Source organism: uncultured Marivirga sp. (assembly GCF_963974845.1).
Classification (GTDB): Bacteria; Bacteroidota; Bacteroidia; order Cytophagales; family Cyclobacteriaceae; genus Marivirga; species Marivirga harenae.
On record NZ_CAXBEQ010000001.1, the window covers coordinates 577,258 to 601,455 of the forward strand.

At 35.5% G+C, this 24,198-nt stretch carries 22 protein-coding genes; 4 read left to right on the forward strand and 18 right to left on the reverse strand.

Translation table 11 applies throughout. The features are described from left to right. Positions 1-47 precede the first annotated feature (47 nt). The 10 genes from AAC601_RS02560 to AAC601_RS02605 form a co-directional block, all read right to left on the reverse strand. Positions 48-1,352 carry a serine hydrolase gene (locus AAC601_RS02560; RefSeq protein WP_340152395.1) on the reverse strand — a complete coding sequence of 435 codons (1,305 nt, stop codon included), beginning with the start codon at positions 1,350-1,352 and terminating at the stop codon, positions 48-50. Positions 1,353-1,498: 146 nt separating this feature from the next. Further along, complete coding sequence (locus AAC601_RS02565) at positions 1,499-1,984, reverse strand: SRPBCC domain-containing protein (protein ID WP_303268074.1); 486 nt, start codon at positions 1,982-1,984, stop codon at positions 1,499-1,501. A 100-nt stretch (positions 1,985-2,084) separates the two neighbouring features. Further along, positions 2,085-2,660, reverse strand: a complete 576-nt coding sequence (locus tag AAC601_RS02570; RefSeq protein WP_303268075.1) for a YdeI/OmpD-associated family protein — start codon at positions 2,658-2,660, stop codon at positions 2,085-2,087. Positions 2,661-2,690: 30 nt separating this feature from the next. After that, positions 2,691-3,197, reverse strand: a complete 507-nt coding sequence (locus AAC601_RS02575; RefSeq protein WP_303268076.1) for an ATP-binding protein — start codon at positions 3,195-3,197, stop codon at positions 2,691-2,693. A 45-nt stretch (positions 3,198-3,242) separates the two neighbouring features. Further along, the gene (locus AAC601_RS02580; protein ID WP_340152396.1) at positions 3,243-3,431 is read right to left on the reverse strand and encodes a hypothetical protein; all 189 of its coding nucleotides are present in this window, start codon (positions 3,429-3,431) and stop codon (positions 3,243-3,245) included. A 163-nt stretch (positions 3,432-3,594) separates the two neighbouring features. Further along, entirely contained in the window at positions 3,595-5,400 is a 1,806-nt protein-coding gene (locus AAC601_RS02585) for a helix-turn-helix domain-containing protein (protein ID WP_303268078.1), read from the reverse strand. Between the two features lie 491 nt (positions 5,401-5,891). Further along, entirely contained in the window at positions 5,892-6,437 is a 546-nt protein-coding gene (locus AAC601_RS02590; protein WP_303268079.1) for a hypothetical protein, read from the reverse strand. Between the two features lie 12 nt (positions 6,438-6,449). Beyond that, the gene (locus AAC601_RS02595) at positions 6,450-7,478 is read right to left on the reverse strand and encodes a serine hydrolase domain-containing protein (protein WP_340152397.1); all 1,029 of its coding nucleotides are present in this window, start codon (positions 7,476-7,478) and stop codon (positions 6,450-6,452) included. Further along, complete coding sequence (locus AAC601_RS02600; protein WP_340152398.1) at positions 7,471-8,580, reverse strand: acyltransferase family protein; 1,110 nt, start codon at positions 8,578-8,580, stop codon at positions 7,471-7,473. Before AAC601_RS02600 ends, AAC601_RS02595 begins: the two co-directional genes overlap by 8 nt. Positions 8,581-8,589: 9 nt before the next feature. Further along, positions 8,590-9,174, reverse strand: coding sequence for an ankyrin repeat domain-containing protein (locus tag AAC601_RS02605; RefSeq protein WP_303268082.1), 585 nt, complete (start codon positions 9,172-9,174; stop codon positions 8,590-8,592). 214 nt (positions 9,175-9,388) lie between these two features. Here AAC601_RS02605 and AAC601_RS02610 point away from each other — a divergent pair, with 214 nt between their 5' ends. From AAC601_RS02610 to AAC601_RS02620, 3 genes are all read left to right on the forward strand, one after another. After that, positions 9,389-11,467 carry a helix-turn-helix domain-containing protein gene (locus tag AAC601_RS02610; protein ID WP_303268083.1) on the forward strand — a complete coding sequence of 693 codons (2,079 nt, stop codon included), beginning with the start codon at positions 9,389-9,391 and terminating at the stop codon, positions 11,465-11,467. Between the two features lie 401 nt (positions 11,468-11,868). Next, positions 11,869-12,225 (forward strand): helix-turn-helix transcriptional regulator, encoded by a 357-nt coding sequence (locus AAC601_RS02615; protein WP_303268084.1) that lies wholly within the window; start codon positions 11,869-11,871, stop codon positions 12,223-12,225. Next, positions 12,225-14,849, forward strand: coding sequence for an ABC transporter permease (locus AAC601_RS02620; protein WP_340152399.1), 2,625 nt, complete (start codon positions 12,225-12,227; stop codon positions 14,847-14,849). Before AAC601_RS02615 ends, AAC601_RS02620 begins: the two co-directional genes overlap by 1 nt. A gap of 197 nt (positions 14,850-15,046) precedes the next feature. Here AAC601_RS02620 and AAC601_RS02625 read toward each other — a convergent pair whose 3' ends face one another. From AAC601_RS02625 to AAC601_RS02650, 6 genes are read right to left on the reverse strand one after another with little or no spacing between them, the layout of a single operon-like run. Then, the gene (locus tag AAC601_RS02625; RefSeq protein WP_303268086.1) at positions 15,047-15,508 is read right to left on the reverse strand and encodes a GNAT family N-acetyltransferase; all 462 of its coding nucleotides are present in this window, start codon (positions 15,506-15,508) and stop codon (positions 15,047-15,049) included. Between the two features lie 20 nt (positions 15,509-15,528). Beyond that, on the reverse strand, positions 15,529-16,266 hold the full coding sequence (locus AAC601_RS02630; protein ID WP_303268087.1) for a CPBP family intramembrane glutamic endopeptidase: 738 nt from the start codon (positions 16,264-16,266) through the stop codon (positions 15,529-15,531). Positions 16,267-16,324: 58 nt separating this feature from the next. Beyond that, positions 16,325-18,580: a CocE/NonD family hydrolase gene (locus AAC601_RS02635; protein WP_340152400.1), complete on the reverse strand. Its 2,256-nt coding sequence runs from the start codon at positions 18,578-18,580 to the stop codon at positions 16,325-16,327. A gap of 5 nt (positions 18,581-18,585) precedes the next feature. After that, positions 18,586-19,188, reverse strand: a complete 603-nt coding sequence (locus AAC601_RS02640) for a hypothetical protein (protein WP_303268089.1) — start codon at positions 19,186-19,188, stop codon at positions 18,586-18,588. Positions 19,189-19,214: 26 nt separating this feature from the next. Further along, entirely contained in the window at positions 19,215-19,937 is a 723-nt protein-coding gene (locus AAC601_RS02645) for a LytTR family DNA-binding domain-containing protein (protein WP_340152401.1), read from the reverse strand. Then, positions 19,937-21,025, reverse strand: a complete 1,089-nt coding sequence (locus AAC601_RS02650) for a histidine kinase (RefSeq protein WP_303268091.1) — start codon at positions 21,023-21,025, stop codon at positions 19,937-19,939. Before AAC601_RS02650 ends, AAC601_RS02645 begins: the two co-directional genes overlap by 1 nt. A 501-nt stretch (positions 21,026-21,526) precedes the next feature. Here AAC601_RS02650 and AAC601_RS02655 point away from each other — a divergent pair. After that, positions 21,527-21,961, forward strand: coding sequence for a MarR family transcriptional regulator (locus AAC601_RS02655; RefSeq protein WP_303268092.1), 435 nt, complete (start codon positions 21,527-21,529; stop codon positions 21,959-21,961). On the opposite strand, the gene AAC601_RS02660 is transcribed toward AAC601_RS02655, so the two are convergent. Then, entirely contained in the window at positions 21,958-22,959 is a 1,002-nt protein-coding gene (locus tag AAC601_RS02660) for a hypothetical protein (RefSeq protein ID WP_303268093.1), read from the reverse strand. The two genes, AAC601_RS02655 and AAC601_RS02660, sit on opposite strands and share 4 nt — an antisense overlap. 276 nt (positions 22,960-23,235) lie before the next feature. Then, a complete protein-coding gene (locus AAC601_RS02665) occupies positions 23,236-24,195 on the reverse strand; it encodes a type IX secretion system membrane protein PorP/SprF (RefSeq protein WP_303268094.1) in 960 nt (319 codons plus the stop codon). Positions 24,196-24,198: the final 3 nt, after the last annotated feature.

The window sequence follows — 24,198 nt, forward strand, 5'->3', positions numbered from 1 at the left end:
GACCCGAGCGCAGCGAACTGGCGAAGCAATTATACACTTTGTTGCCATTAGTTTATTTTTACATTTATTTTTTCAATTCTGTTTATCATTTCTTCTGCATTTGTATTTTCAGGATTGAGTTCTAAAGATTTTTGATAGCTTATTTTTGATAATTCAAATTGGTCATTTAGGAAATAACTTTCGCCCATACTATCAAATGCATTTGATGAATTTGGGAATTCTGAGATAAGCAATGTAAAAATGCTAATAGCCTCTTCTATTTGACCTTTCTTTATCAAATCATAGCCAAGTTGGTTTAATTCATTTTCATCCGAAAAATTATATTCCGGAAAATTTTGCTTTTTTAAGTTTTTATAAAGCTGAATTCCCTCATTAGCATTATCATAACATTTTTCTCTAATTGCGAGATAAATAGACTTCTGTGGTATTGAAAAGGCATTGCCTTTTAAAATATTTTCGACTGCATCAGTTATTTCTCTAAGCTTGCGGTTTTTATTATTTGTCAATAAAACGATTGATAAATCTTCTTTCACATTATAATGGATAAAAGATTCATAATTGAAAGATGATCCATGATGTTGATGAATTAGCAAAGTGTCATTCTCAATTACCCCAATTCCTAGTGCAGAAGAACTCTCCTTAGAATGCGAATCAAATAAAGTAATTAACGATTTATCAGATATAAGCTGTCCTGAATGTAAGTTGATTATCCATTTATACATATCATTTACAGTAGGGTTCACCCAACCAGAGAATTCGATATCCATTGCTCTATCATTTACAAAAGCATTATTAAATGCGGTTACTAATTCAGGGTTTTGAGTATCCGCGTCAATAATAGCATTTGTCATTCCGCCAGGAATAAGTAGGTTTTTTTGAATGAAATGATTAAAACTCATTCCAGATACTTGTTCAACAATTCTTCTTTGTAGAAAAACATTATTGTTACTGTACAAGTAATCTGTGCCAGGTATAAAACTTAGATGTTTAATATTTTTTAATTCGTTATAGATATCTTCATCATTTTTAATATTGTTCCAGTTGATTCTTGGCAGTCCACTAGTATATTGAAGTAGATGCCTAATACTAATGGTATTTGACCATTCTGGTAATTGCAATTCAAAATTTGAGATTTTATCATCCAGATTTAGTAGCCCTCTTTCAATTAAAATCATTATCGCAACAGCGTTGAATTCTTTTGCTATAGATCCAATGTTAAATATTGAGTTTCTACTAAGCTTTTTTGATCTAGAGGCATCTGAATATCCAAATTCATTTTGATATATAATATTATTGCCCCTTGCAATAAGGATGTTCCCGTTGAATAATCCACGATCAAATGACACTTTCATCAATGTGTCTATTTGGTTTATTCGTGTTTCAGACAAATACTTTGCTGTCGGATTGTTTTTGTTTTGACAGTTTGTGAAAAAGATTATTGATGTTAGAAAAAAGAGAGTTTTTATTTTATTCATTTTGATATTTATTGTTGACAGTATCAATTAGATAAGAGCTCATCGATGCGACAGTAACCCATTTCCATTGCATCACCCATCCCAGTTGCCAAGGCTTCGTCACGTTCCTTTTTAGAACCATATTCAATCAATGTTCTAACGTTGGTACTTTCACCTACTGGTTCAAAAGTTAATGTGACTACAGTACTTTTAGTGATTCCTCCTTTCGAACTTCCAATCTTATGCTGCTCGTCTTGCACTATCTTTTGATGTGTTGCGATTTTACGAAAGGCGCCTGTAATGTCAATTTCTAATCCTTCTACTTCATTTCGAAAAACGTTCCTATAGATACCACCGATTCGAAAATCTATTTCGCAAATCGGCATTGACCATCCAGGAGGGCCAAGCATCCATTGACTAACCAAGCTTGTATTGGTGAAAGGTTTCCAGACAGATTCTACTGATGAATCAAATTTCCTTATTACCTCAACCTTTGTTTCAGAAAGGCTTATTACAACCGCTGGTTTCATATTTATCCTCATTTTTATGTTGTGTTAAAATTTCATCTTAGTTTAGTCTCAAGCGCAGTGGCCAAAAGAGTATTTCGTATGCTTATTATTGTAAGCCGTTTTATCTAAACTGTTTTGGTTTCATCTGTACACTCGCGTTTTCAACGATTTCCGAAATTCGTTTATTTCTTGTGTTATCTCTCTTAGCCGAAGCAACCCAGTAGAGAAATCCCTTTTTAGAAGACTTATTTAGACTTTCAAAGTATTGCATTGCTCCTTTCTTTCTTCTTAGTTCTCGTTCTAGGTCTTCAGGTATCTCTAGCCTTTCAACAGTATCTAGAATTGTCCACGAGCCATTTTCTTTTGCGACTTCAATGCTTTTAAAGCCAGCATCTTTCATAAGTCCCTGGTCAATTAAGTTTTTTACTTTATCCTTATTCACTTTTGACCAATTACTTTTCGGCCTTCTTTTACTAAAATATTGTATGAATCGCTCATCATCTATTGTCTTTTTAGTGCTGTCAATCCAACCAAAGCAAAGAGATTCGTCAACAGATTCACTCCAACTGAGATTGAAATTTGGAGTGCTTCTTTTATAAAAAACCAACCAAACGGCATCCTTTTCTTTATGATTCAATTCGAGCCAGTCTCTCCACTCTTCTCTACTACTTGGACAAATTTCTTCCGCTTCTTTCATTCTGAGTTCTCTAATGTTAAGTACTGGCTCTTATTCTTTAGGGTTGGTATCTATTATTACGGCATTCGTTAATTCGCTGTCTGTTGGCTTATGAAATTCCCCTTCCATAAAATCAAACATTCCTGCTGTTACTTCGAATGAGAAAGTTGCACCTCTATTCACGTTTCTATCTAATACTCGTTTTCGTCTAAGTGGATGTTTTGCAGACACATAGTGTAATTGAATCTCTTTACCGTTTTCCTCGGCTAATTGCAGGAATAATTTCCTTTTCTCTCGCTTAGTAAATCCAAGATCAAGTATCACATCACATCCTCGATTAGATATATCTTCTGATAATTCCCATATTAGTTTTTCGCATCTTTCAACTCTTTCCATAATCCATTTTAGATTCATTGACTTAGGAAGATCATCTCCATACAATTTCCACATCCAATTATCTATTCCCAAATGAATTCCTTTAACTTCGTCTGCTAATTTCTTTGAATATGTTGATTTTCCTGCCCCTTGAGGTCCAAAAACAATATGTATTTTACTCATTCAGTTTTTCTTATTATGGTTTTTTCTTCCTGCTTGCACTTAACATCAGGATAACAGAATTTCTGCTATATCACTTATATCACTAATGTTTTTTGGCAGTTTTACTTCATTGTAAAACCAGATTCCTAAAACTCCGGTTTGTACTCCGAACGTTGATAATTCAACACTTGTGTCTTGAGATTTGGCGAGCAAAAATGGTCCGCGCAAAGTCAAGGTTAATAATGCTGTTTTCATATGCATTTTTTAGAAATTCGATTTCTGCAAAGCACTTCCCGTTATGATTCCTACCTCTGCTTTATCGAATTGATAATACAAAGATGGAGTGAAAAGGAAGACGAATCGTCCTGAAATGTAATTCAGAACTTAAAAGTGATATTAAAACCTGCTTTAAATAGGCTTAATTTTGATTAGCCTTCAGCCAGGCTTTTGGTGACATTCCTTCCTTATTTTTAAAGAAGGTATTGAATACCGATTTAGAATTGAAGCCGCTGTCATAGGCTAGAGCTAAAAGGGTAAAGTGGCTATTTTCAGGATTTAGAGCAAGCGTTTTGAAGTGCTCCAAACGTAAACTATTGATGTATTCGTTGAAGTTTTGGCCGATTCGTTCATTCAGTAACCAAGAAATCTTGTTGCTGTTAATATTCAATTTTTCAGCTAGAGACCGTAAAGATAAAGAGGGGTTTAGAAACCAGTTTTCTTCCTTCATTCCTTTTTCTATAATGCCTAATGCTGTCTTGATTTCAGCATCTGCCATTAAGGCTTTAGTAGAGGTGATTTGTATTTGTATTTCAGAATTAGGCGGCAATAGTTCTACACGGAAAGCAGTTTGTACCAAATCTTGAAATCGCTGATATTGATGTAAAGGTTTAAGCAGCGGAATATTCATAAAGTTTATGATTTGACCGGTACGCATTTTGATGTTTTCTTCCAAAAAGTCCAATGCCATTTCGTGTTTCCCTAAATGGACCATCAAAAACAGTGGCCAGGGGAAAAGTGCTTCCCCAATCTCTTTTTTTATCATTGAACTAGCCCGGCTGATATCAACATTGATCTTATCTTCCGAATTGACCAGTTGGTACAATACTCGGCATTCTTCTGGTCTCTCTGCCAAAGGAGTTTTATCTAAGAAATTATTTAGTTTTTCGTAATCTTTCGTAAGAATTAAGCAGATTTGTTTTAATGCGATAGAATGTGTGAAATCAGGATTGATGCTCAATGAGGTCTCTAAACATTTAAGCGCTTCCGAATAGTCCTCTTTTAGATAGTAAATATTCGCTTTGGTAAAATAATGATTTGGAGACAAAGGGTTGATTCTTAAAATATTATCGGCATGCCATAGAGCTTTTTCGAAATAACCTATTGCCGTGTACAATTCGCATAAGCCTTCTTCTGCTTCCGTATAGGATGGATTAAGTTCTATTGCTTTTTGAAAAATCTTCTGGCCATTAATGAAATCCCAATGACCCCAAAAATGTAGTGTCGCTTGACCAAAATGCCCTGTATAGGATTGTTTATCCAGCTTAAAACCTTTGTTAAGGTTCTCTTCTGACAACTGTAATAATCTTTTATTAGTTGTCCATGATCCATACATGGCATAGCTATACACCAAACCAAAGAAAGGTAAAGCAAATGAGGGGTCTGTTGCTACGCATTGTTCATAGAGCGCTATTGAATTTACCATTCCTTGTCCATCCCACATTAAATGGTAGTAGCGACCTTTAAGATATAGGTCATAGGCTTCCATATTTTTAGTTGGTGCTTCAATTAAATGTTCTTGAATGTTGAGGTGACCAAAGTTTTCTCGGATCTGGTCAGCAATGCTTAAGCTGATTTCATCTTGTACTGCGAATATGTCCTCTAAATCGCGATCGAAATTTTTTGACCAAAAGTGAGTACCGTCATCAGTACTGATCAACTGCGCTGTAATGCGAACCCTGTTTTTGGCTTTCCGTACGCTACCCTCCAAAACGGTACTTACTCCTAACTGATCACCAATGGTTCGTACATCTATATTTTTATTCTTAAATGCAAAGGAAGATGTGCGGGCAATGACCTTCAGGCCTTTAACGGTGGTTAGGGCATTGATTATTTCTTCTGTAATGCCATCGCTAAAGTATTCGTTTTCAGGGTCAGCACTCATGTTAACAAAAGGCAGAACCACAATGGATTTATTGGATGATGATATGGACAGCTGGTCGTTCATCTCCTTCGATTCTTTATCTGGCTTCTGCTAATTGCCATTGGTTTTTTATGATTTTATTTTAATTAGCTATAAGGTTCTTGTATATGAGCAATAGCAGATTTTAATCGGCTACTTTTCAGCTTACAATGTACATTAATTTACTGAAAAATGTTTTGAGTTAACACTCAAATCGCTATTGTATATTCAGCGATTCTTGGCTACTGGCTTTGTAATGGTTTTATTCTTTTTCTTTTGTATCGCGTTTATAGCTTCTTTAAGTTCTTTTTCTCTCTATGTAATGATGATAAAAAGGTCTTCTGTAGGAGTGTCAAATGATTTTATTTTATCTGTATTTGCCATTTGATACCATTCAAAAATTGAAATTATGCTGCCCATAATGGAAGGAAAAGGAATTGTACCATGGATGTCCTTAGGATAAAATTTTCAATCAAAAGATAATCCGTTTTTAGCTGTCTTATTTTTTTATTTTCCTATCCAATATTGACATATGGCTAGAACCTGTATCCCACATTGAATTGAAAAGAAAGGTTAAATCTAAAGGTATCAAACAGCTTTTGACTAGCAAATGCGGCATATGGAATATCGGACTTGTTACTATAGGTGTATAATCCAGTGCTGATATTCGTTCCAAGATACACTTTTTTAAATGCCGTGATTTCAATACCATAGCCCCCGTTTAAAAATAGGTAATTGTAATCGGTAGGGTAGTAGGTGTCGCGAGCACTTTTGATGTATGAAAAGCGAGCTATCAGGTACATATTGAATTTATGCTCAGTTCCATTTGGAAAGTATTTATAGTTAAACTCACCACTCATCAGTTTTTGAGATTTTCGGCTAAAAGGGTTGAAACCTAAACCCAATTCGAGTTGATTTTTTTCTTTGATATAGGTCAGGCTAGGTACAATCCGAATTGGATAGAGTTCACCATTCACACTAGAGTTTAAAGCGAATCCAAAACTTCCTTTGGAGTCACTTGACTGTGCAGTCGTTACAAATGGCAGTAAGTTCATCAGTGTAAAAAGGATAAGGTATTTCATTATTTATTTTTCTTAAAGTCCTTTTTCGAGGGATTTCAAAATTCTGCTGTATACACGTTCAAGTTCAAGCCAGAACCACTCCTTATCACTTGTATTCACGAATTGAATAACTATCGTATCAATATCGCTGTGGTAACGAGCAATACTGGTGTATCCTGGAAGCCATCCTGTATGTTCATATTCATATACAGACGAATAAATAGCTTGTTCCTCATCGCTAAATAAACTTCCATCAATTAAGGCTCTAAGGAATGTACCCACGTCTTCGGCTGTTGCAATCATGGAGCCACCAGGTCTCGTATGATCCCAAGACTTTATGTCGGGTTCCCAGCCTTTTAAGTATCCACTCATGACCTGATTGGAATCAACCTCACTATAGAGGCTATATGTTTCATCTAAATCGAGTGGAATAAGAATCTCATTCCGAATAAATTCATGATGAGAATACCCAAGGGTTCTGTCAAGAATTTCTCCCAACAACAGATAATTGGTATTGGAGTACGCATATTTTTTATTGGGTTTAAAATCCGCAGCTTTATCGTAGATCAATTCGGCTGTGGTCAAATAGCTTTCAGTCGTACCTCCATTGAATCCTGGTTCATAAATGAATTCTGGAATTCCACTACGGTGCGAAATCATCATTCTTAGGGTTATTTGCTCAGCATATTCAATATGTGTGACCACTTCTGGGATAAGATCAACCAATTTTTGCTCTAGATCTAATGCTCCGGAAGCTATTAACTTTGTACATGCTGCAGCAATGTAAAGCTTACTGATACTCCCTATTTTGAATAAATCATGCGGATCAGCTGGTATTTGTTCTTCTCTATTATTGAATCCCGCACTGTAAAATGACGACTTTCCTGATTGATCTACATAAACAATCATGCCATCAAACTTGCCATCAACGGCTTTTTGCATTTCTTCCTCAATTGATCCTGGTATGTAAAAAAGATCCTTTGAACATCCGCATAGAAAAACAGCGACAGTGGTGAGTCCTAATATGAGACCAATCAATACTTTTAGGGGTGGATTATTCATAACTTCCTAATTTCAATTCATTCTTTTGGGTAACTGAATTTTTACTAAAGCTTAACTTTTCTTTCAAGCCAAAAAGTGGTCTAATCCAACTAATCCTTCTTATGAGAAACTCATAGCTTATAAAGCATCCTGCAAAAGTAGCTATGATGACTGCTACTAATTTCGCAATAGGATGAATACCTAATGGGAAGATTACCAAAGAGGCCAGATAAAGGAAAAACATATGAATTATGTAGATCGGATAGGCTGCAGTACTTAAATAGGTTAGTGCTTTGCTTGGGTGATTTAAATATTTGTGACCAAATCCCAAGACCGTAAATATCCATAAAATAGATTCCACAGGGATGAGGTAATTAAACAGATCGCTAGTGACTCCTTGTATCCGCAAAAGATATAAAGTAAAAGCAATTGCCAGTGTTGCCCATCTTAATTTGGTAACATTCTGCCAGAAATTTTGCCCTGAATAAACACATAAAAACCCAGTCAAAAAAGCAAGCATTCCTAACCAAAAACCATGAGGTGTCATCGCATAAAGCTCGAAGTTTTCAGGTTGTACCAATAGCCCTTCTGCAATAAAGGGAATCATTAAAACTAAGAGCGCTATGGGTTTTGCCATGATTTTATTCAATGCTGAAAATAACTTGCTCTGCTGTTTACTCTTCAAGTAAAAGAACAATGGTGTGAAAATCAGGACATATATAAATATGTTACCCAAAAACCATAGATGAGCAGGATTTAGCATAAAAGATAAGTCCTGATGATAGTAGTATTGCCATAGCCAAACATGTAAAGGAACAATTACAAACATCCCAAAAATGAATGGTAGCAAAATCCGCTTTGATCTTTCTAACAGTAATCCTTTCCAACTACGTCTTTGAATAGCAAAATACACGCCCATTCCAGAGACAAAGAATAACAAAGGAATTCTCCAGACATTAAGCATGGACATAGGAGTCCAAATCCATTCTAATGACTCATCATTCTGAATAAAACCAATAAATACGCCCCATGGCTGAAAGCCAATTGCTATATGGTAAATCAACAATAAACCAATAGCAATGACCCTTAACCAATCGATATCAAATCTTCTTTCGCTTAGCATTTTTTCAGATTATTGATGATTCTTAATCATTTCGGCTATAAGCTTCCTGTTTAATTTTAGTTGCTCATAATCTAATTTTAAACCCAAAGGCCCAAGATCTTTGCTGATTTGATCATACATAGGTTTTAATGCCTCAAATGGAGCCGAAACGGATTCAAAAGCAGTTGCATCATAAGAGTTTTTTGTTGAAGTCTCTGCACCTTTTTCAAGCAAAGCCTTGACAATTTCAACTCTACCGTAGAATGATGCTACATGTAAAGGAGTTGAGCCATCCGCACTTTTTGCGTTTAAATCAGCCCCACTTTCTATTAGTAGTTTGGCTGCTTCTGTTTTTCCAAAAGTGGCTGCAATATGTAAGGGAGTTGAACCATAATCATCTTTTTCATTCAGGTTTGATTTTGCTGCAACATGTTGTTTAATAACTTTTACATTCCCGAAGAATGCTGCTTCTTGAATAGGTGTACTTGGTTTTTCTTCTTGCTCAGATTTAGTACTTTTTTCCTCGCTTTGTTGGCAAGCTACCGTTGAGCTTAATGCAATTGTGATAGCTAATACATAAACTACTTTTGATGTTTTTAATTGAATTCTTTTCATGATTTTAATTTTAAGTGTTAATAAATTTTTGATTTACACAAAGGTCTGTAGGAAACATGGATGACAGGTAGCAAGCATGCTTCAATAGATATAAGCCATGCATTTTGTATACAAACTATGGAGAAGGACTATAAACTATGACGCAAACCCGTCAAATAAGCAGTTGTAAATGGTGTTTTAATTGCCGAATATTGCATATCAGCACAGCACTCTCATGTTAGACTATCTAAACCATAAAAGCCCCTTTTTACAAAAGGTAGTAGCTATAATTCAAGATAATTTAGGCGATGAACACTTTGGCGTAACCGAGCTGGCCGAAGCTTTGAACATGAGCAGGTCTAACTTACTTCGCAAAGTCAAACAGGAAATAGGAGAGTCAGTAAGTGTATTTATTAGAAATGTTAGATTACAAAATGCTCTTCAATTATTAAAAGAAAGTGAACTCACAGTTTCTGAGATATCATTTCGAGTAGGTTTCAGTAGTACCTCTTATTTTACGAAATGCTTTAGGGAATTATATGGACATACTCCTGGAGATACATCAAAAATAAATATTGAAAGAGACCTAAGCGAAACTAGCAATCCTGATTCACAGAAAAGTTTAAGATTAAAACGACCTATTCTGGTCGGAATAGTGATTCTCTCAATAGTAGCAATAGCACTTTTAGTAATTTACTATCAAAAGAATAATACCCCTTCAAAACTATTAGCCAAGTCGGTGGCTGTTCTGCCATTTAAAAATGATAGTGCCGACAGTACGAATGTCTATTTCATGAATGGATTAATGGAGGCAATATTAGACAACTTTCAGAAAATTGAAGACCTAAAAGTAACCAGTAGAACTACCTCTGAAAAGTATAGAAATGATTTAAAGTCAATACCAGAGCTTTCAAGGGAGTTAAATGTCAATTATTTCGTTGAAGGCAGCGGGCAAAAAATCGGGGATGAAATTGTATTAACTATCCAATTGATTGAGGGACCAAGCGATAAACACCTTTGGTCGAAGCGATATAAACGAGAGCTAAATGATGTTTTCGCGCTCCAAGCTGATGTAGCTAAAAGCATTGCCGCAGAAATCAATGCCGTAATCACACCAAAAGAACAAGAGCGAATAGAAAAAGTCCCAACCAATAATTTAGTGGCCTATGACTACTATTTAAAAGGACTAACCTTATTAAATGATGATACTGGGAATGGCCTGAAAGAAGGAATAGTTCAATTTAAGAAAGCGATTCAAGAAGATGGAGAATTTGCCAATGCCTACGCCTATATCGCAATCTCATATTATTATTTAGACCTTTTTCGAGAGGAAAAACAACACACTGAAGAAATTAAGAACTATGCTGACAAGGCAATGCTTTTAGATGCTGACTTAGGTGAGAGTTTGATTGCCAATTCTTTATATTTTATGCAAATCAAGGATTTTCGTAAGGCAGAGGAAGCCTTATTAGAAGTTTTGGAATATTATCCTAATGTAGCCTGGATTCACAATTTCTTGTCCGATATCTACGCCTATATGCTTCCCAATACTAAAAAATATTTGATTCACGCATTGCAAGGGATTGAAGTAGCTATTTCAGACAAAGATTCTGTATCAGCAAGTATCACTTATTTGCATTTAAGTAATGCTTTGGCGCAAACAGGTTTTCTCGATGAGGCAGAAAAATATATTAAGAAATCGAAGGCCTATAATCCTCAAAATCATTATTCAAAATACCTCCATGAATATATTAAGCTTGGCCAGCATAATGATTTGAGACAAACTAAATTTGCGCTGATCGAAATCTTTAATCAGGACACGACTAAAATTGATGTGATCAGTGAAGTCGCAAAAGTCTGTTATACCTTAGAAGAGTACGAAGAGGCTTGGTTTTATTATGAAAAACTTATTTCAATCAGGTATGCTTTGAAATTAGATATTTATCATAATTATGATCTCAATATGGCATTTGTGTTAGAACAACTAGGAAGGGAACAAGAGGCTAAGAGCTTTTATGAGAGCTACTTGGCTTTTGCGGAAAAGGATCAATCTATTTATCAAGAATTAACTATGGCTGCCTATTTTGCAGCCAAAGGGGATATCGAAAAAGGCATGAACGGCTTAAAGGCATTTTCTAAACAGGATAATTATCAATATTGGTTCGTTCTATTTCTTGATAAGGACCCGATTCTATTAAAAATGAAAAATCACCCCGATTTTCAGAATACAGTACAGAAAATCCGAACCAAATTCTGGGAGAATCATAAAGAGATTAAAAAAATGCTTGTCGATAAAGATATTGTTCGAATGTAGTTTTGGCGATTTCAACAAAACCACAATACTTGATAAGGGCATAAGCGATAAGTAATGTAAGCCAAAGTTTTCTTATTATCGAATCCCATTTCTTCGGTTAGAAATTTCTAAAAAGCCAATTGATAATATTTAACAAATAAATAGGGCGAACATTGAAAAGCAGCTCGTTTGTAGTACTTAAATTTCATTTTGGCTTCATTAATACCAAGCACTTTTACGTTGTAAGACGGCACGACTTTAGGGGAAGAGACAAATCTTTCTTATCTAATTTCACATTTGGTCTTCTTACATCTTTTCCTTTACTCTTTATACATTTTTAAAAACTATTTGCAATACATACTAAATTGTAGAACAAATATAATTTCTTTCCGTATATTTGTTCTACAATTAAAAAGGTAATCATGAAAGAGACAAAGCTCGGAGAATTTGAAGAGGTGATTTTACTGGTCGTAGCCATTTTAGGAGAAGAGGCATATTCACTAAAAGTTGCAGAAGAGTTTGAAAACCAAACCGGAAGAAGTGTTTCCATTGGTTCAGTGCATTCTACTATGGATCGTTTATCTAAGAAAGATTTTTTAAGCTCGGAAATGGGTGAACCTTCAGCTAACAGGGGAGGAAGACGGAAAAGAATTTATAAGATTACAGCTATCGGTCAAGAGGTATTGAAAAATTCGCAGGATTTCAAAGTGTCCTTATGGAATCAAATCCCTGGATTATCTTTAAATAAACTCTCTATTAATCATTTAAATCTTTCCTAATGAAACCAGCACCTCCAAAGTTGGCCCAAAAGCTCTTGAAAAGCTTCCTAAGGGAAGAGCTTGCTGAGGAAGTCCTTGGTGATCTAGAAGAGAATTTTCATTCGAGGGTTGAAAACCGCTCTTTGATGAAGGCCAAGATCAATTATTGGTTTCAAGTGATCAATTATCTACGCCCATTTGCTATTCAAAAATCAAAGTCATACAATTCAAATTATACTGACATGTTCAAAATTAATTTCAAAATTGGTTACAGAAACCTACTACGAAATAAAGGCTATTCTTCTATAAATATTGGGGGCTTAGCAGTGGGCATGGCAGTCGCGATGCTAATTAGTTTGTGGGTTTATGATGAATTGACATTCGATAGTTATCATGAAAATCATGACCGAATAGCTCAAGTGATGAAGCATCAGCAACTCAATGATGAAATCAGTATGCAAACCGCGCTTCCAATCCCGCTTAAAGAAGAACTTCAATCTAACTACGGAGAAGGCTTCGATAAAATGGTTTTAGCATACTGGCCACAGAATCTAATTATCTCTCATGAAGATACAAAGATGACTTCAATTGGAAATTTTATTGAGAAGGACGTTATAGAAATGTTTTCTATTCATATGCTTAAAGGAGATGAAAAAGCATTGACAGAGCCAGGATCAATAATTATTTCATCGAAATTATCTTATGCGCTTTTCAAAGATGAAAGACCAGTAGGTAAAATGATGAAAATTGATAATGAATTAGAAGTGATGGTAACAGGTGTATACGCTGACTTTCCTAAAAATTCCAGTTTTTATGGAATTAACTTTTTTGCTCCCTGGAAACTTTACCAAAACTCACAAGATTGGATAAGAGAGGCAGCCGTAACTAACGATTGGGGCAATAATTCATTTCAGATATTTGCTGAATTAGCTCAGGATACTGATTTAGAAAGCCTCAATCAGCAAATAAAGAGGGCAGGGTATAGCCATATTAGTGAGGAAGAAAAAGCCCAGAAACCAGAGGTTTTCCTTCATCCCATGAATGATTGGCATTTAAAGTCATCCTGGGAAAATGGAGTACAATCTGGAGGTTTAATTAAGTTCGTAAAATTATTTGCCATAATTGCTGGTCTAGTATTATTGCTGGCTTGTATTAATTTCATGAACTTAAGTACAGCACAGTCTGAAAGGAGAGCTAAAGAAGTGGGTGTTCGCAAGGCAATTGGATCTAGAAGAGGACAATTGGTGAATCAATTTCTTATTGAGTCCTTTTTAGTGGTCATCATATCCTTTGTTTTAAGCTTTTGTATCGTTCTCATAGCGCTGCCTTTCTTTAATGAATTAGTTGACAAAGACATCCAACTCCCGCTAAGTAGTCTTTATTTTTGGATTTTCTGCGGGAGTTTCATTTTTGGCACTGCACTGCTGTCTGGTAGTTACCCGGCATTCTATCTGTCTTCATTTCGTCCAATTTCTGTCCTAAAGGGATCCTTCAAAGCCGGTCCGTCCTCATTAATGCTTAGAAAAGTTTTAGTGGTTTTACAGTTTTCTGCATCTATTGTATTAATTATCGGTACATTATTTATTCAAAAGCAAGTTGAATTTGCTAAGGACCGACCCATGGGATATGATGCTGAAGGTACCATTATGTTGTGGAGCAATTCCGCAGATTTTACTGGGAAGTTTGACGTGCTTCGGAATGAATTGAAAAGCAAAGGAGCAATTGTAGAATTGTCAGAATCATCTAGCCCATTAACACAGATATTCAGTAGAACCAGCAACTTATCCTGGGAAGGAAAGGATAATAATTACGATGTTGATTTTGGGAAGATTGCAGTGACCCCGGAATATGGAAAAACGATTAATTGGAACATAATAAAGGGGAGAGACTTTTCCAGAGATATCACCTCTGATTTACAAGCAGTAATTCTAAATGAAAAGGCCGTACGAGAAATGGGCATTGCAGACCCAATAGGAAAGATTATTAGATCCGGAAGTGGTGAAAAAACTAAGGAACTGCGCGTAATTGGTGTCATCGAAAATTTAATTATTCAATCTCCTTTTGATGAAGTAACTCCTATTATATTCTCTATGAGTAATAGTCCTATGAATTGTATGACCATGAGACTTAATCCAGAGCAAAGTACATCAGCTTCGATCGCTATAATTGAGGATGTTTTTAAGGAGCAGTTACCGTCTACACCATTGGATTTTACTTTTACTGATGAGCAGCATGGATTGAAATTTGCGAGTGAGGAACGTTTTGGTTCAGTAGCCGGCTTATTTGCTTTGCTAGCCATTTTTATTAGTTGTCTGGGTATATTCGGTATGGCCTCTTTTGTTGCAGAGCAGCGTACAAAGGAAATTGGAGTCAGAAAGGTATTAGGTGCTTCTGTCTTGAGTATATGGAAGATGATTACACAGAGCTTTCTCGTCTTGGTAGGTCTTTCATGTTTAGTCGCTATACCAATAGCGTATTATTTAGTTTCCGGATGGTTAGAAGGCTTTCAATATAAAACTAATTTACACTGGTCAGTCTTTGCCATAGCGGGCGTTGGAGCAATTGTGATTACGCTTGTAACTGTTAGTTATCATGCTATATCATCTGCCTTGGGAAATCCTATTAAAAGTTTGAAGGCTGAATAAGGGACTCAAGAAGAGACTCTGCGGCAAGTTTATTGAAGGCAACCGGATTTTTATAAATGATCATGAAGTTCCCATAGGTCAAACCTATAAGTCAAGTGTTAATAAACTGCTTTAATATAACTATTATCACATCTCGCCAGATCCTTTAATAAATGTATTATTGAGCTTTTGATAAGATCAAAAGAGTCCTTGTTGTTTTACTCACCCTTTTCCATTCGTGTTTTCAACTGCATATGCAGCATAGGATAAGGTTTACCTGAGGCATCTAATGCTGAACGGCCTATCACCTCAAATCCACAATGCTGGTAAAAGCCAACAGCCTGCTCATTTTGTTCATTTACATCAACCTTGCTAACTTTTAAATCATTAATAGCATAAGTTAATAAGCTTTTGCCGATTTGCTTACCTCTGTCCTCAGGATGGATGAAAAGCATTTCGAGATTATCTTCAGCAACACCAAGAAAACCGATAATTCTATTATTTTCATTTTTAATACACCTTAATTCAACGGCATCTAAATAGTTATTTAAGATGAGTGGTTTAAAGTAGGCAATATCAGCTTCTTTCAAGAAGTGATGTGTTGCCCTTACAGAAGCCTCCCAGACTTCTACTATTTCTAGGTAATTACTTTTATTTACTTTTTCTATTAGAGCGTCCATGTTTTTGAGAGTGATTAAAGTTATGCTAAAAGCTTCCAACCGGCAAAACCTACAATAATATAAAATAAATTACTTAAAATATGAATAAGTATAGCCATTTTTAAAGAGCCGGTTCGCAAATAGATCCATCCCCAACTAATACTAAAAAGGAAGTACATAGGCCACAAAATCATAGGGCTGTGGCCAACTGTGAAAATAACTGAGGTAATCAAAATGGCTGCCCAGGCAGGTAATTTCTTGGCAATGGAAGATTGCAGGTATCCTCTAAAAACAACTTCTTCCATGATTGGACCAACAATGAGAGCCAAAAGTAAAAAGCCGCTCATTTCAAGTGCACCTCCATTTTCCTGAATAAAGCTAAACATTTTGGAACCGCCTCCGATAATCCCGCCATAGTCATAGGCTGGAAGAATTACTGATCTGTATATCCATGCTAAAAAATGAGTTGATGCTAATACAGCTAATACCAATAAAACCGCTTTACTATTTTTGATTTTACTGGCTTGCAAACCTATCTGAGTGTAAAAAGAGTCTCCCGATTTTCTCAAATCCCACCAGAATAGCAGTAAAATCATGATGCCACTCAGCAGGGTAGAAGATAATCCTATAATTTCTATAGGAGTGTCCGTATTTGGTGCTAACTTAAAAGCGTAGGAAATGATAATTCCTGCTAAAAGCTGACATGCGTACATGGCAACTATAGCCAAAATTCCTCGCTTTATAGTTAATTGATGCTGTGTTGAACTTAAGTCTTTCATTTTATATGATGTAAATATTTTTAATAAATCAGTAATAATGTCTTAAGGAAGAATTCCCTTATGGCTCTCGCCATAAAGGAATTCTTAATTTGCTTTCAGGGTGAAAATTGATAATTATAGGTTCATCAGCATCCTCTAAGTTTTCTAAACTTACCTCTTTTCCAGAACCGTAATTAATCTGTGAATTGGGATTTTTATTTCCGTTTATGACCGCTATCAGTCTACTGCCAACAGCTATTTTTTTACTAATAATACGGGTATTGTTGAAAGTAAGGGTTGTTACCTTATTTGGAGTTAATAATTCTCTCTCCTCTATGCTTTTAGCATGACTAGCTCTGCCTATAATATAGCTTAAATGAAAATAACTTCCATCGGCCAGTAATTCATAGAGGTTGATGGAATAATCAAAATCTTGTTTATTGGTTGATACCTTAAACTCTCCTGTAAATGAGCCATTGATTACCACTTCCTCTTGAAAAGCATTGGTTTTGAAAACTAAACCGTCCTTCAAGTTTATATTATCTTTTATAATTGGCCAAGGGTAATAATCTGCATTGTTGGGTGTTGACCGATCTGCTAAGTCAATGCTAAGCTGAATAGGTTCAACTTCTTTGTTCATTTTTTTTGTAAGCTGAAAGGACGAATCCTTTTCATTAGAACTTAAATAGAATACTAAAGAATCATTACTCATTTCAGCAAGCGTTGGCCTATGCAACCACTTATTCTCACCCATGACTTGAAAGTTTACCTTGTCTTTCAGTAAAATAGGTTTTTTCTTTCCTTTTAAGATATAATCGAACCACTCAAAAGCTAGCCCAGTTTGAATTTTAAGGTTGGCTACACTATCAATTTCATAGCCCCGTAAATTGGCGCTCGATTCAGTCTGGGCACCAAAATGATCATAAGGGCCAAGTAATAAATAATGTTCAGTAGTTGGATTATATTTTAAATGCTCTAGATAATAATACATTGCGCCACGCTGACCATCATCATAATAACCTGTGGTTGTTAGAATTGGGATATCAATATGAGCAAATTCCTCCTTATAAGGTATAAAGGCTTGCCAATAACTATCGTATGTAGGGTGGCTGATCCACTCTTGAAATAATGGATTAGGTACGCCATCAATGGAATCCATCTTATTGTAAGCTAGGCCATTTGTATACCAAGTATTTTGCATTCTATTCCATCTAGCAGCATCAAAATTTGCACCATTATCTAATAGCTTATTATTGGTTACAAAAGGAATCCATTTATAGGGGAAATTATGAAAGATATTGTTCTCCATGGGTACATCAAGCCCCGGTGCTGCAGAAACCGAAGGGATGATGGTTTTTAAAGCAGGATGTACTTTTTCTTTCATGGAAGCCCACTGACTAAATCCATTGTAGCTTCCCCCGTACATGGCTACCTTACCGTTACACCAAGATTGTTTACTTATCCAATCTATGGTTTCATATACATCTTTGTATTCGTGTTTATAAGGCTCGATGGCATTGGTGCTTTTTCGCTTGCCACGAGAGTTGGCAATTACGCCAACATATCCCTTTGACGCTGCAATCATTGCTTGGTTTTTATTGGAATTATCTGCGTAAATAGTGAAGATTAAAATAGCAGGTAAAGCTGCTATATTTCTTTTTCGAACGGTGATGACCGAAATTTCAGCACTATCCCTTGCCGAGATAATAAGGGATTCTTCAATTAAGTACCTATCATTCTCATCTCTTTCTGTTTCCTCGAAAATAATAGGTTCGGTAAGGGAATACACATGATAGAGAAAATATGCATTTAGGATGCTCTTTGCTTCATCAGCCGTTAAAGTTTCCTCCGGAACACCTGCGTATTTAGCGTGAAAGTCATCTGTAAATTGAGCCACTCCATCATAGGTAGTGAAATTAACCGTAATGGTGGAGGCCATAATATCAGTACATTTTTTTATATATTGTGAGAAGACAGAACGATAAGAGTCTTGGAAATTCTCGCCTGACTTATTTTGCTGAATCTTCGCTTTAAGATACAATTCGTATTGCGAGTAAGTAAGATGACCTTCCGAAGTATTTCCAGCTCTAATATTTCTAATGGTTTGGATAGCATCTTCATTGCGGCCAGCAATCATTTCATATCTCAATCGCTCCCGATCGCCAATGCTTATGCCTTCAGCTTTAGTGTAGTCCAAGTAACGATTGGCCAAATTATTCATTGCCAGATCAAGCGCAGCTGTATCATTTATTGCTCTTTTCTCAAAATCCAGATTTTGACTAAAAGCACTCATGCTGATACTTATTAAAAACAGTATAATTAGTAAATTTTTCATCCTAATTATTTTCCGCTTTTGTAATCGTATAGTTCAAACATATAGGAACCATAGCCATCATCTTGAGCATGCTTGATGCTTGTTTTCAAAGCCGGTGCATACCAGTAGGTATCATTCATTTTACCACTTCCTGCTTTTGTATTGGTGAAAGTCCCTTTATGCTCAATCTTGTAGGCCATAAATCTTCCAGCAAGAACCACTACTTCTTCATAAGAAACTACTTCTACCTCTTGATTGGTGATCATAGCTGTACCTTCAGCATTTTCCCACTTACTTTCAAAAGTCCACTTTTTACCTACCTCCAAAGGCCAATCGCGAAAAGGAGTGTTGCTTGTCTCTTCCTTGATGGTATTGGAAATCAGTACTGTGTCAGTACCATTCCAAAAGCCTAGGCTTCCTTCAAAGGCAACAACTTCCCGTTTGTCTTGGCCTTCCCATCGGATTTTTTCGCCAGCAACACTTTTTTCCATCCAGGTCCATTGTTCTCCAATGTGATAGTCTTCTAAACTAGGTTTTTGTGCAGTTATACTTTCTTTTTCTTCTTTAGGGGCTGTATTACAGGCATATAGTAATGCCATGGTAATAAATATTACGCTATACTTTTTCATGTTCAGATTTGTTAAGGTTTATACTATTACAGGCTGTTCCACTTTTTGAATTTTGCAGACTGTCGATTAGATACGTCTAACTTTTCGCCAGTTGACAAGGTGATTTGCAGCTTATTATTAAAATAGGGATTTATTTCTGTTATGTATTCAGTATTAATAATTTGACTTCTATTGATCCGGAAAAACAAACTTGGATCCATTTTCTCTTCTAGAAGATTTAAAGACCTTTTGATTAAAACCGTTTTTCCATCAAAGTGTAGCTTTGCATAATTTTCCACCGACTCAATAAGGCTAATGCTTGAGATAGGGATAAAGTAGCAGCTTTCACCATCTTTAATGAAAATCTTTTTGTGTAATAAAAATGGTGCTGGGGATTCTTCTTCTCTTTTGGTAAATCCTTTTTTAATCTTCTCAATCGCTTTGGCAAACCTTTCCTCTCTAATGGGTTTTACGATATAATCCAAAGCGTTTACCTCAAATGCTTTTACTGCATACTGGTCATAAGCTGTAGTAAAAACTACCTCAGGCACGGTACTCAATTCTTCCAAAAGATCAAATCCAGACTTTTTGGGCATATGTATGTCAAGAAAAATAATGTCTGGATGCGTACTTTCAATCAATGCTTTAGCTTTTTCTACATTACTTTCTTCTCCAATTATTTCAAATTCAGGATAGTTCTCAAGTGCCCTTTTTACCTCTTCTCGAGCCAGGCGTTCATCATCAATTATTATAGTTTTGTAAGTATCCATTATTCAATAATTGGGATTGTTAATTTTGCTAGAACAGATTCATTCTCTATCTGATTTATTTCAAATTGTGCTGCTCCTTTATATTTCAGTTGAAGGCGATTTTTTAGGTTTTTTAACCCTATTCTATTATCACCCTCAATATTTAATGTACCAGGGTTTACTACTTTTATAACTGCTTTATTACCTTCCTTTTTAATAGATAGCTCAAGAGTCCCACCATCTAATTGCTTATCGATACCGTGCTTAAGTGCATTTTCAACTAATAATTGTATACTCAGCGGCAGTATTCGTATATGATTCAGGCGCTCATCTACCTCCAGATTAAATTTTAGACGTTCTTCAAATCGCAATTTTTCAAGCTCTACATAGTCTTTTACTAGTCCCATTTCTTCTTCCAATGAAACTGTTGAATCTTGCGTTTCATAAAGAGATGAGCGTAGAATATCCGACAATAAGTCTACTGCACGTCTGGCAATTTTAGGATTCTCAATAATAAGCGATTTGATTGAATTGAGAGAGTTAAATAGGAAGTGAGGATTTAATTGAGCCGATAAATTATCGAACTGTGCCTGCTTAGCTATTAGAGATAGTTGTGCATTCATCTTTGTTGATTGTACTTCTCTTTGGTAAAAGTGGTACAAATGATAGGCAAGTAGCCAGATGCTCATATGTCTCAAACCAGTTATTAGTACAGGATTCCATACAAAAAACGGGTTCCAAACGAAGAGTTCTTTAATTGAATCGTTTTGTCTATCTGCTAAATATATATAGATTGATGTTTTTATGTTCATAATGATCATGAACATAATGGAGAGTATGATAAGGGCTGGGATGAGTTTCCAGATTAAATCCTTTATATTCAATTGGTTCCACTTTCTTTTTACTGCCATGGTTCTGTATGCATGCGTGATGGCAATACAAATAGCCACATCAAAAATATAGTTGATAATCGCATCAGATAATTCAAAATCATCTCTAAATAGAGCAATATAGAACCAGAAAAGGGACACTAATCCCCATCCAAAAAACTGACACTTCCAATAAAGAGAGTTGCTTTTATTCTGCGCTATGTTTAAAGTTTTTGTCATTGATGAATCAAATTAAGACAATAATAAGTAAGTTAGAAAGCAAAAGTACAGGAGCGTAAATAAACGGAAATTAACGTTATAAATTGACCTAATTTTAACTGTAAAGCTTTGCTAACTTGCTTTTTATCATTTAAAATGACTCTTCTTGACTCAAGGAAAGATTAAATACATCTAATTTCTAGTCCTTTTTTAAAAATTCAATGACTTGAATACAAATCCCGCGTGTTGTGAATGTTAAGGTAAAGAAACTATTGTGGTGGTGGGGGTGGGCGAGGAACCCATGCACCAATGTAGATTACGGGTATATCATTTTTTAAGTGGTTGAGATAATCTTTGTTAGATAATTCTCTTTACAGCTAACGCATATATTGTTTGCTATTACAAAAGTTTTTATTTCTGCTTCAAACTGTTGGTTCAAAACTATAGCCTTTTAATCCAATTCTATTCTAATCTTATTTCTGTATAATTTCCGTATCTTTGTTGTTATACTAATTATTAAAAATGCAAGAAGCAGAGAAGTACAGTCGGTATTCATTTTTGTTAGATAAAACAGCCAGAAGGGTAAAGCAGTATGCAAAACAAAGATTTAGGGAATTAGGCTGGACTATCACCATTGACCAATGGGCCGTGCTAAAGCAGCTTTATGATAAAGGAGAACTCAACCAGCGGGAATTGGCAAGCAATACTTTCAAAGATCACCCAACCATGACCCGTATTATTGATTTATTAAAAGCCAAACAGTTGATCGTCCGCAAGCCTCATCCCAATGATAGAAGGAGCTTTATGATTGCCTTAACCATAAACGGTAAATCAATGGTAGAAGAATGCTTGCCTGAGGTGCAGAAAATTAGAATGAAAGCATGGGAAAATCTGTCGCCAGATGATTTTCAAGAGTTCAAAAGAATTCTGGAGAGCATCTATCATAATTTAGCTTAAGGGTCAACTTTATCAATGCCCACATAATAGAGATCAAAGCCGCCAAGTCCAACAGGTCTATTGGAAGAAAATATCATGAAGTCATTTGTAAAGTCAGGTCCCATCGGGTGAATAATCGGGCGGTATTCATCATGTTCTGAATTGATTCGCGACCCAAGGTTTTGTGGTTCAGTCCATTCTCCATTAATATTTTCTGAATAGTATAAATCAAAACCTCCAAATCCACCGGCTCTATCTGAAGCAAAGACCATAAAATCTTTGATAATAAAAGGGCATTTATCATTTGCAGAAGAATTAAGTGCATCTATTTTACGAATGCTTTTGTCTGACTGATCATTAAGTTTGTCAACCAGGTCATGGGAATTATCAAGCTCGACATTGAAGATATCAAATTGGCCGTTCCTATTGCTGCACCAATATATTTGACTACTATCCTTATTGAATGTAGGGTAATAATCATCAAATGGAGAATTTAAAATTGGGACATTATAGATGGAGTCATAGTCTTGATTATTAAGGTCGTGGATGAATTTTATGTCGAAATCACCTGATTCGTCATTAGCAAATAGCAATAACAGCTTTCCGCTTGAGTGAAAATTCTCTGTCATGTAAGGGCCTAACTCGTTACTACTAGAGTTTGTTTTTCTAAGAACCTTGTCTATCTCTGCTGAATTTATTAAGTAGTCTGAGTTAGAGTTTTTTATTTCCTCTACAGTCAATTCTCCAGTTTCTTTTGAAAAGTATATGTAGATGGGTTTGTAAATGATGTCAAACTCCCCACCACTTGATCGCCTATTAGATGAAAAGCACAATGGGAAGGATTCTCCAAATCCAGGAGCAGCAGAATTATAATCATCAAATTCGGAATTTACTGCTTCAAAGTTTTTGGGAAGGACGCTAATTGTTGCTTCATGATAATTGTACATGGTACTATTATCGCAAGAGTATATTACAGATAATAGGAAGATTGTAACAAAAAGTCTTTTAGTATTGGTCATCTCAATTAAAAAGTATGTGTTTTAAAACGTGAAAGGATCTGGTTATTTAATACATCTTAGATTTACTTTACGTGCTATAGACTCACCGAAGTTATGATAGGTTGGAAGATTATGTACGAGCTAGGTTAGATAAATTTAAGACAGCTTCATAACATAGTTTAGTATTGTCTATTTTGTAATTCTGTCACTATTATTGGTTATGAGTAGGCGCTTTCACACCTTTTATAAGATAGAAATGAAACCAATATTATTCAAAACGCAAAAAAATGCAGCGAATTACATAAAGTAATTAAACTTAGGGCATTTTACATCATCGTGAATATCTCGTAGCCGCACTCTATAATTAAGCATAAATTCGTGGGTTCCATTGGATGCGGATCTGATAGCTGAGGTAGTCCAATCATAAGAATAACTAAAATGAAAAGATTCGCTCAACTTGAAATCTATATAGGAAACCACTGCATCTATATTTCTGTATGACACTCCAACATTGAGTAAATCATAAAAAATTACACTGGTGTTGATGTCAAAATTCAGTGGAGCTCCTTCTTGACCTCTGATCAATACTGAAGGCTGAATATGCACTGTTTTTTCAAGATTTAAAGGTAGCATCAAACCACCATTTAGATAATAGTACCGAGCGGATCGTATTTCATTCAAGGCACTTTCGAAGGAAGTATCCCCAAATCCATTATTCAATAGAAAAGGAACTGAAAATCCCGCAAAAAGCGTTTTATTATAAAAGTAGACTCCTGTCCCAAAGTTTGGCTTTAAGTTACCTGTTACGCTCGCAAAAGAATTATCAGCGATATCATCTAAGTTGAGATTACCAAAATCTGCAGATAGAATATTGAGGCCAGCTGACACACCCATTGCCAATTTGCCTTTAGGTGTTTTAATAATGAATGCATAACTGCCGTATATATTCTGATTTGAATAGCTACCGATTCGATCATCGTTGATTAACAGCCCTAAACCCATTTTCTCGTTCATCAGGGAAGTATGAGCGCTAAAAAACAATGTCTTTGGAGCACCATCAAAGTTTACCCATTGATTCCTGTACATTGCAGACGCACTCAATTGAACGTGGCTTCCAGCATAAGCGGGGTTTAAAATTAACCCATTGAAAATGTACTGAGAATAAATAGGATACTGTTGTGCTTTTAAAACACCAGACATTGACAATAATGCAATTATTAAATATAAAGTCTTAATATTAAGAAATTTGCTATACATTAA

Bases quoted from the DNA above. Each gene is read 5' to 3' on its own strand.
- AAC601_RS02560 (WP_340152395.1), bottom strand. From the start codon at position 1,352: ATGAAAGTGTCATTTGATCGTGGATTATTCAACGGGAACATCCTTATT.
- AAC601_RS02565 (WP_303268074.1), bottom strand. From the start codon at position 1,984: ATGAAACCAGCGGTTGTAATAAGCCTTTCTGAAACAAAGGTTGAGGTA.
- AAC601_RS02570 (WP_303268075.1), bottom strand. From the start codon at position 2,660: ATGAAAGAAGCGGAAGAAATTTGTCCAAGTAGTAGAGAAGAGTGGAGA.
- AAC601_RS02575 (WP_303268076.1), bottom strand. From the start codon at position 3,197: ATGAGTAAAATACATATTGTTTTTGGACCTCAAGGGGCAGGAAAATCA.
- AAC601_RS02580 (WP_340152396.1), bottom strand. From the start codon at position 3,431: ATGAAAACAGCATTATTAACCTTGACTTTGCGCGGACCATTTTTGCTC.
- AAC601_RS02585 (WP_303268078.1), bottom strand. From the start codon at position 5,400: ATGAACGACCAGCTGTCCATATCATCATCCAATAAATCCATTGTGGTT.
- AAC601_RS02590 (WP_303268079.1), bottom strand. From the start codon at position 6,437: ATGAAATACCTTATCCTTTTTACACTGATGAACTTACTGCCATTTGTA.
- AAC601_RS02595 (WP_340152397.1), bottom strand. From the start codon at position 7,478: ATGAATAATCCACCCCTAAAAGTATTGATTGGTCTCATATTAGGACTC.
- AAC601_RS02600 (WP_340152398.1), bottom strand. From the start codon at position 8,580: ATGCTAAGCGAAAGAAGATTTGATATCGATTGGTTAAGGGTCATTGCT.
- AAC601_RS02605 (WP_303268082.1), bottom strand. From the start codon at position 9,174: ATGAAAAGAATTCAATTAAAAACATCAAAAGTAGTTTATGTATTAGCT.
- AAC601_RS02610 (WP_303268083.1), top strand. From the start codon at position 9,389: ATGTTAGACTATCTAAACCATAAAAGCCCCTTTTTACAAAAGGTAGTA.
- AAC601_RS02615 (WP_303268084.1), top strand. From the start codon at position 11,869: ATGAAAGAGACAAAGCTCGGAGAATTTGAAGAGGTGATTTTACTGGTC.
- AAC601_RS02620 (WP_340152399.1), top strand. From the start codon at position 12,225: ATGAAACCAGCACCTCCAAAGTTGGCCCAAAAGCTCTTGAAAAGCTTC.
- AAC601_RS02625 (WP_303268086.1), bottom strand. From the start codon at position 15,508: ATGGACGCTCTAATAGAAAAAGTAAATAAAAGTAATTACCTAGAAATA.
- AAC601_RS02630 (WP_303268087.1), bottom strand. From the start codon at position 16,266: ATGAAAGACTTAAGTTCAACACAGCATCAATTAACTATAAAGCGAGGA.
- AAC601_RS02635 (WP_340152400.1), bottom strand. From the start codon at position 18,580: ATGAAAAATTTACTAATTATACTGTTTTTAATAAGTATCAGCATGAGT.
- AAC601_RS02640 (WP_303268089.1), bottom strand. From the start codon at position 19,188: ATGAAAAAGTATAGCGTAATATTTATTACCATGGCATTACTATATGCC.
- AAC601_RS02645 (WP_340152401.1), bottom strand. From the start codon at position 19,937: ATGGATACTTACAAAACTATAATAATTGATGATGAACGCCTGGCTCGA.
- AAC601_RS02650 (WP_303268091.1), bottom strand. From the start codon at position 21,025: ATGACAAAAACTTTAAACATAGCGCAGAATAAAAGCAACTCTCTTTAT.
- AAC601_RS02655 (WP_303268092.1), top strand. From the start codon at position 21,527: ATGCAAGAAGCAGAGAAGTACAGTCGGTATTCATTTTTGTTAGATAAA.
- AAC601_RS02660 (WP_303268093.1), bottom strand. From the start codon at position 22,959: ATGACCAATACTAAAAGACTTTTTGTTACAATCTTCCTATTATCTGTA.
- AAC601_RS02665 (WP_303268094.1), bottom strand. From the start codon at position 24,195: ATGTATAGCAAATTTCTTAATATTAAGACTTTATATTTAATAATTGCA.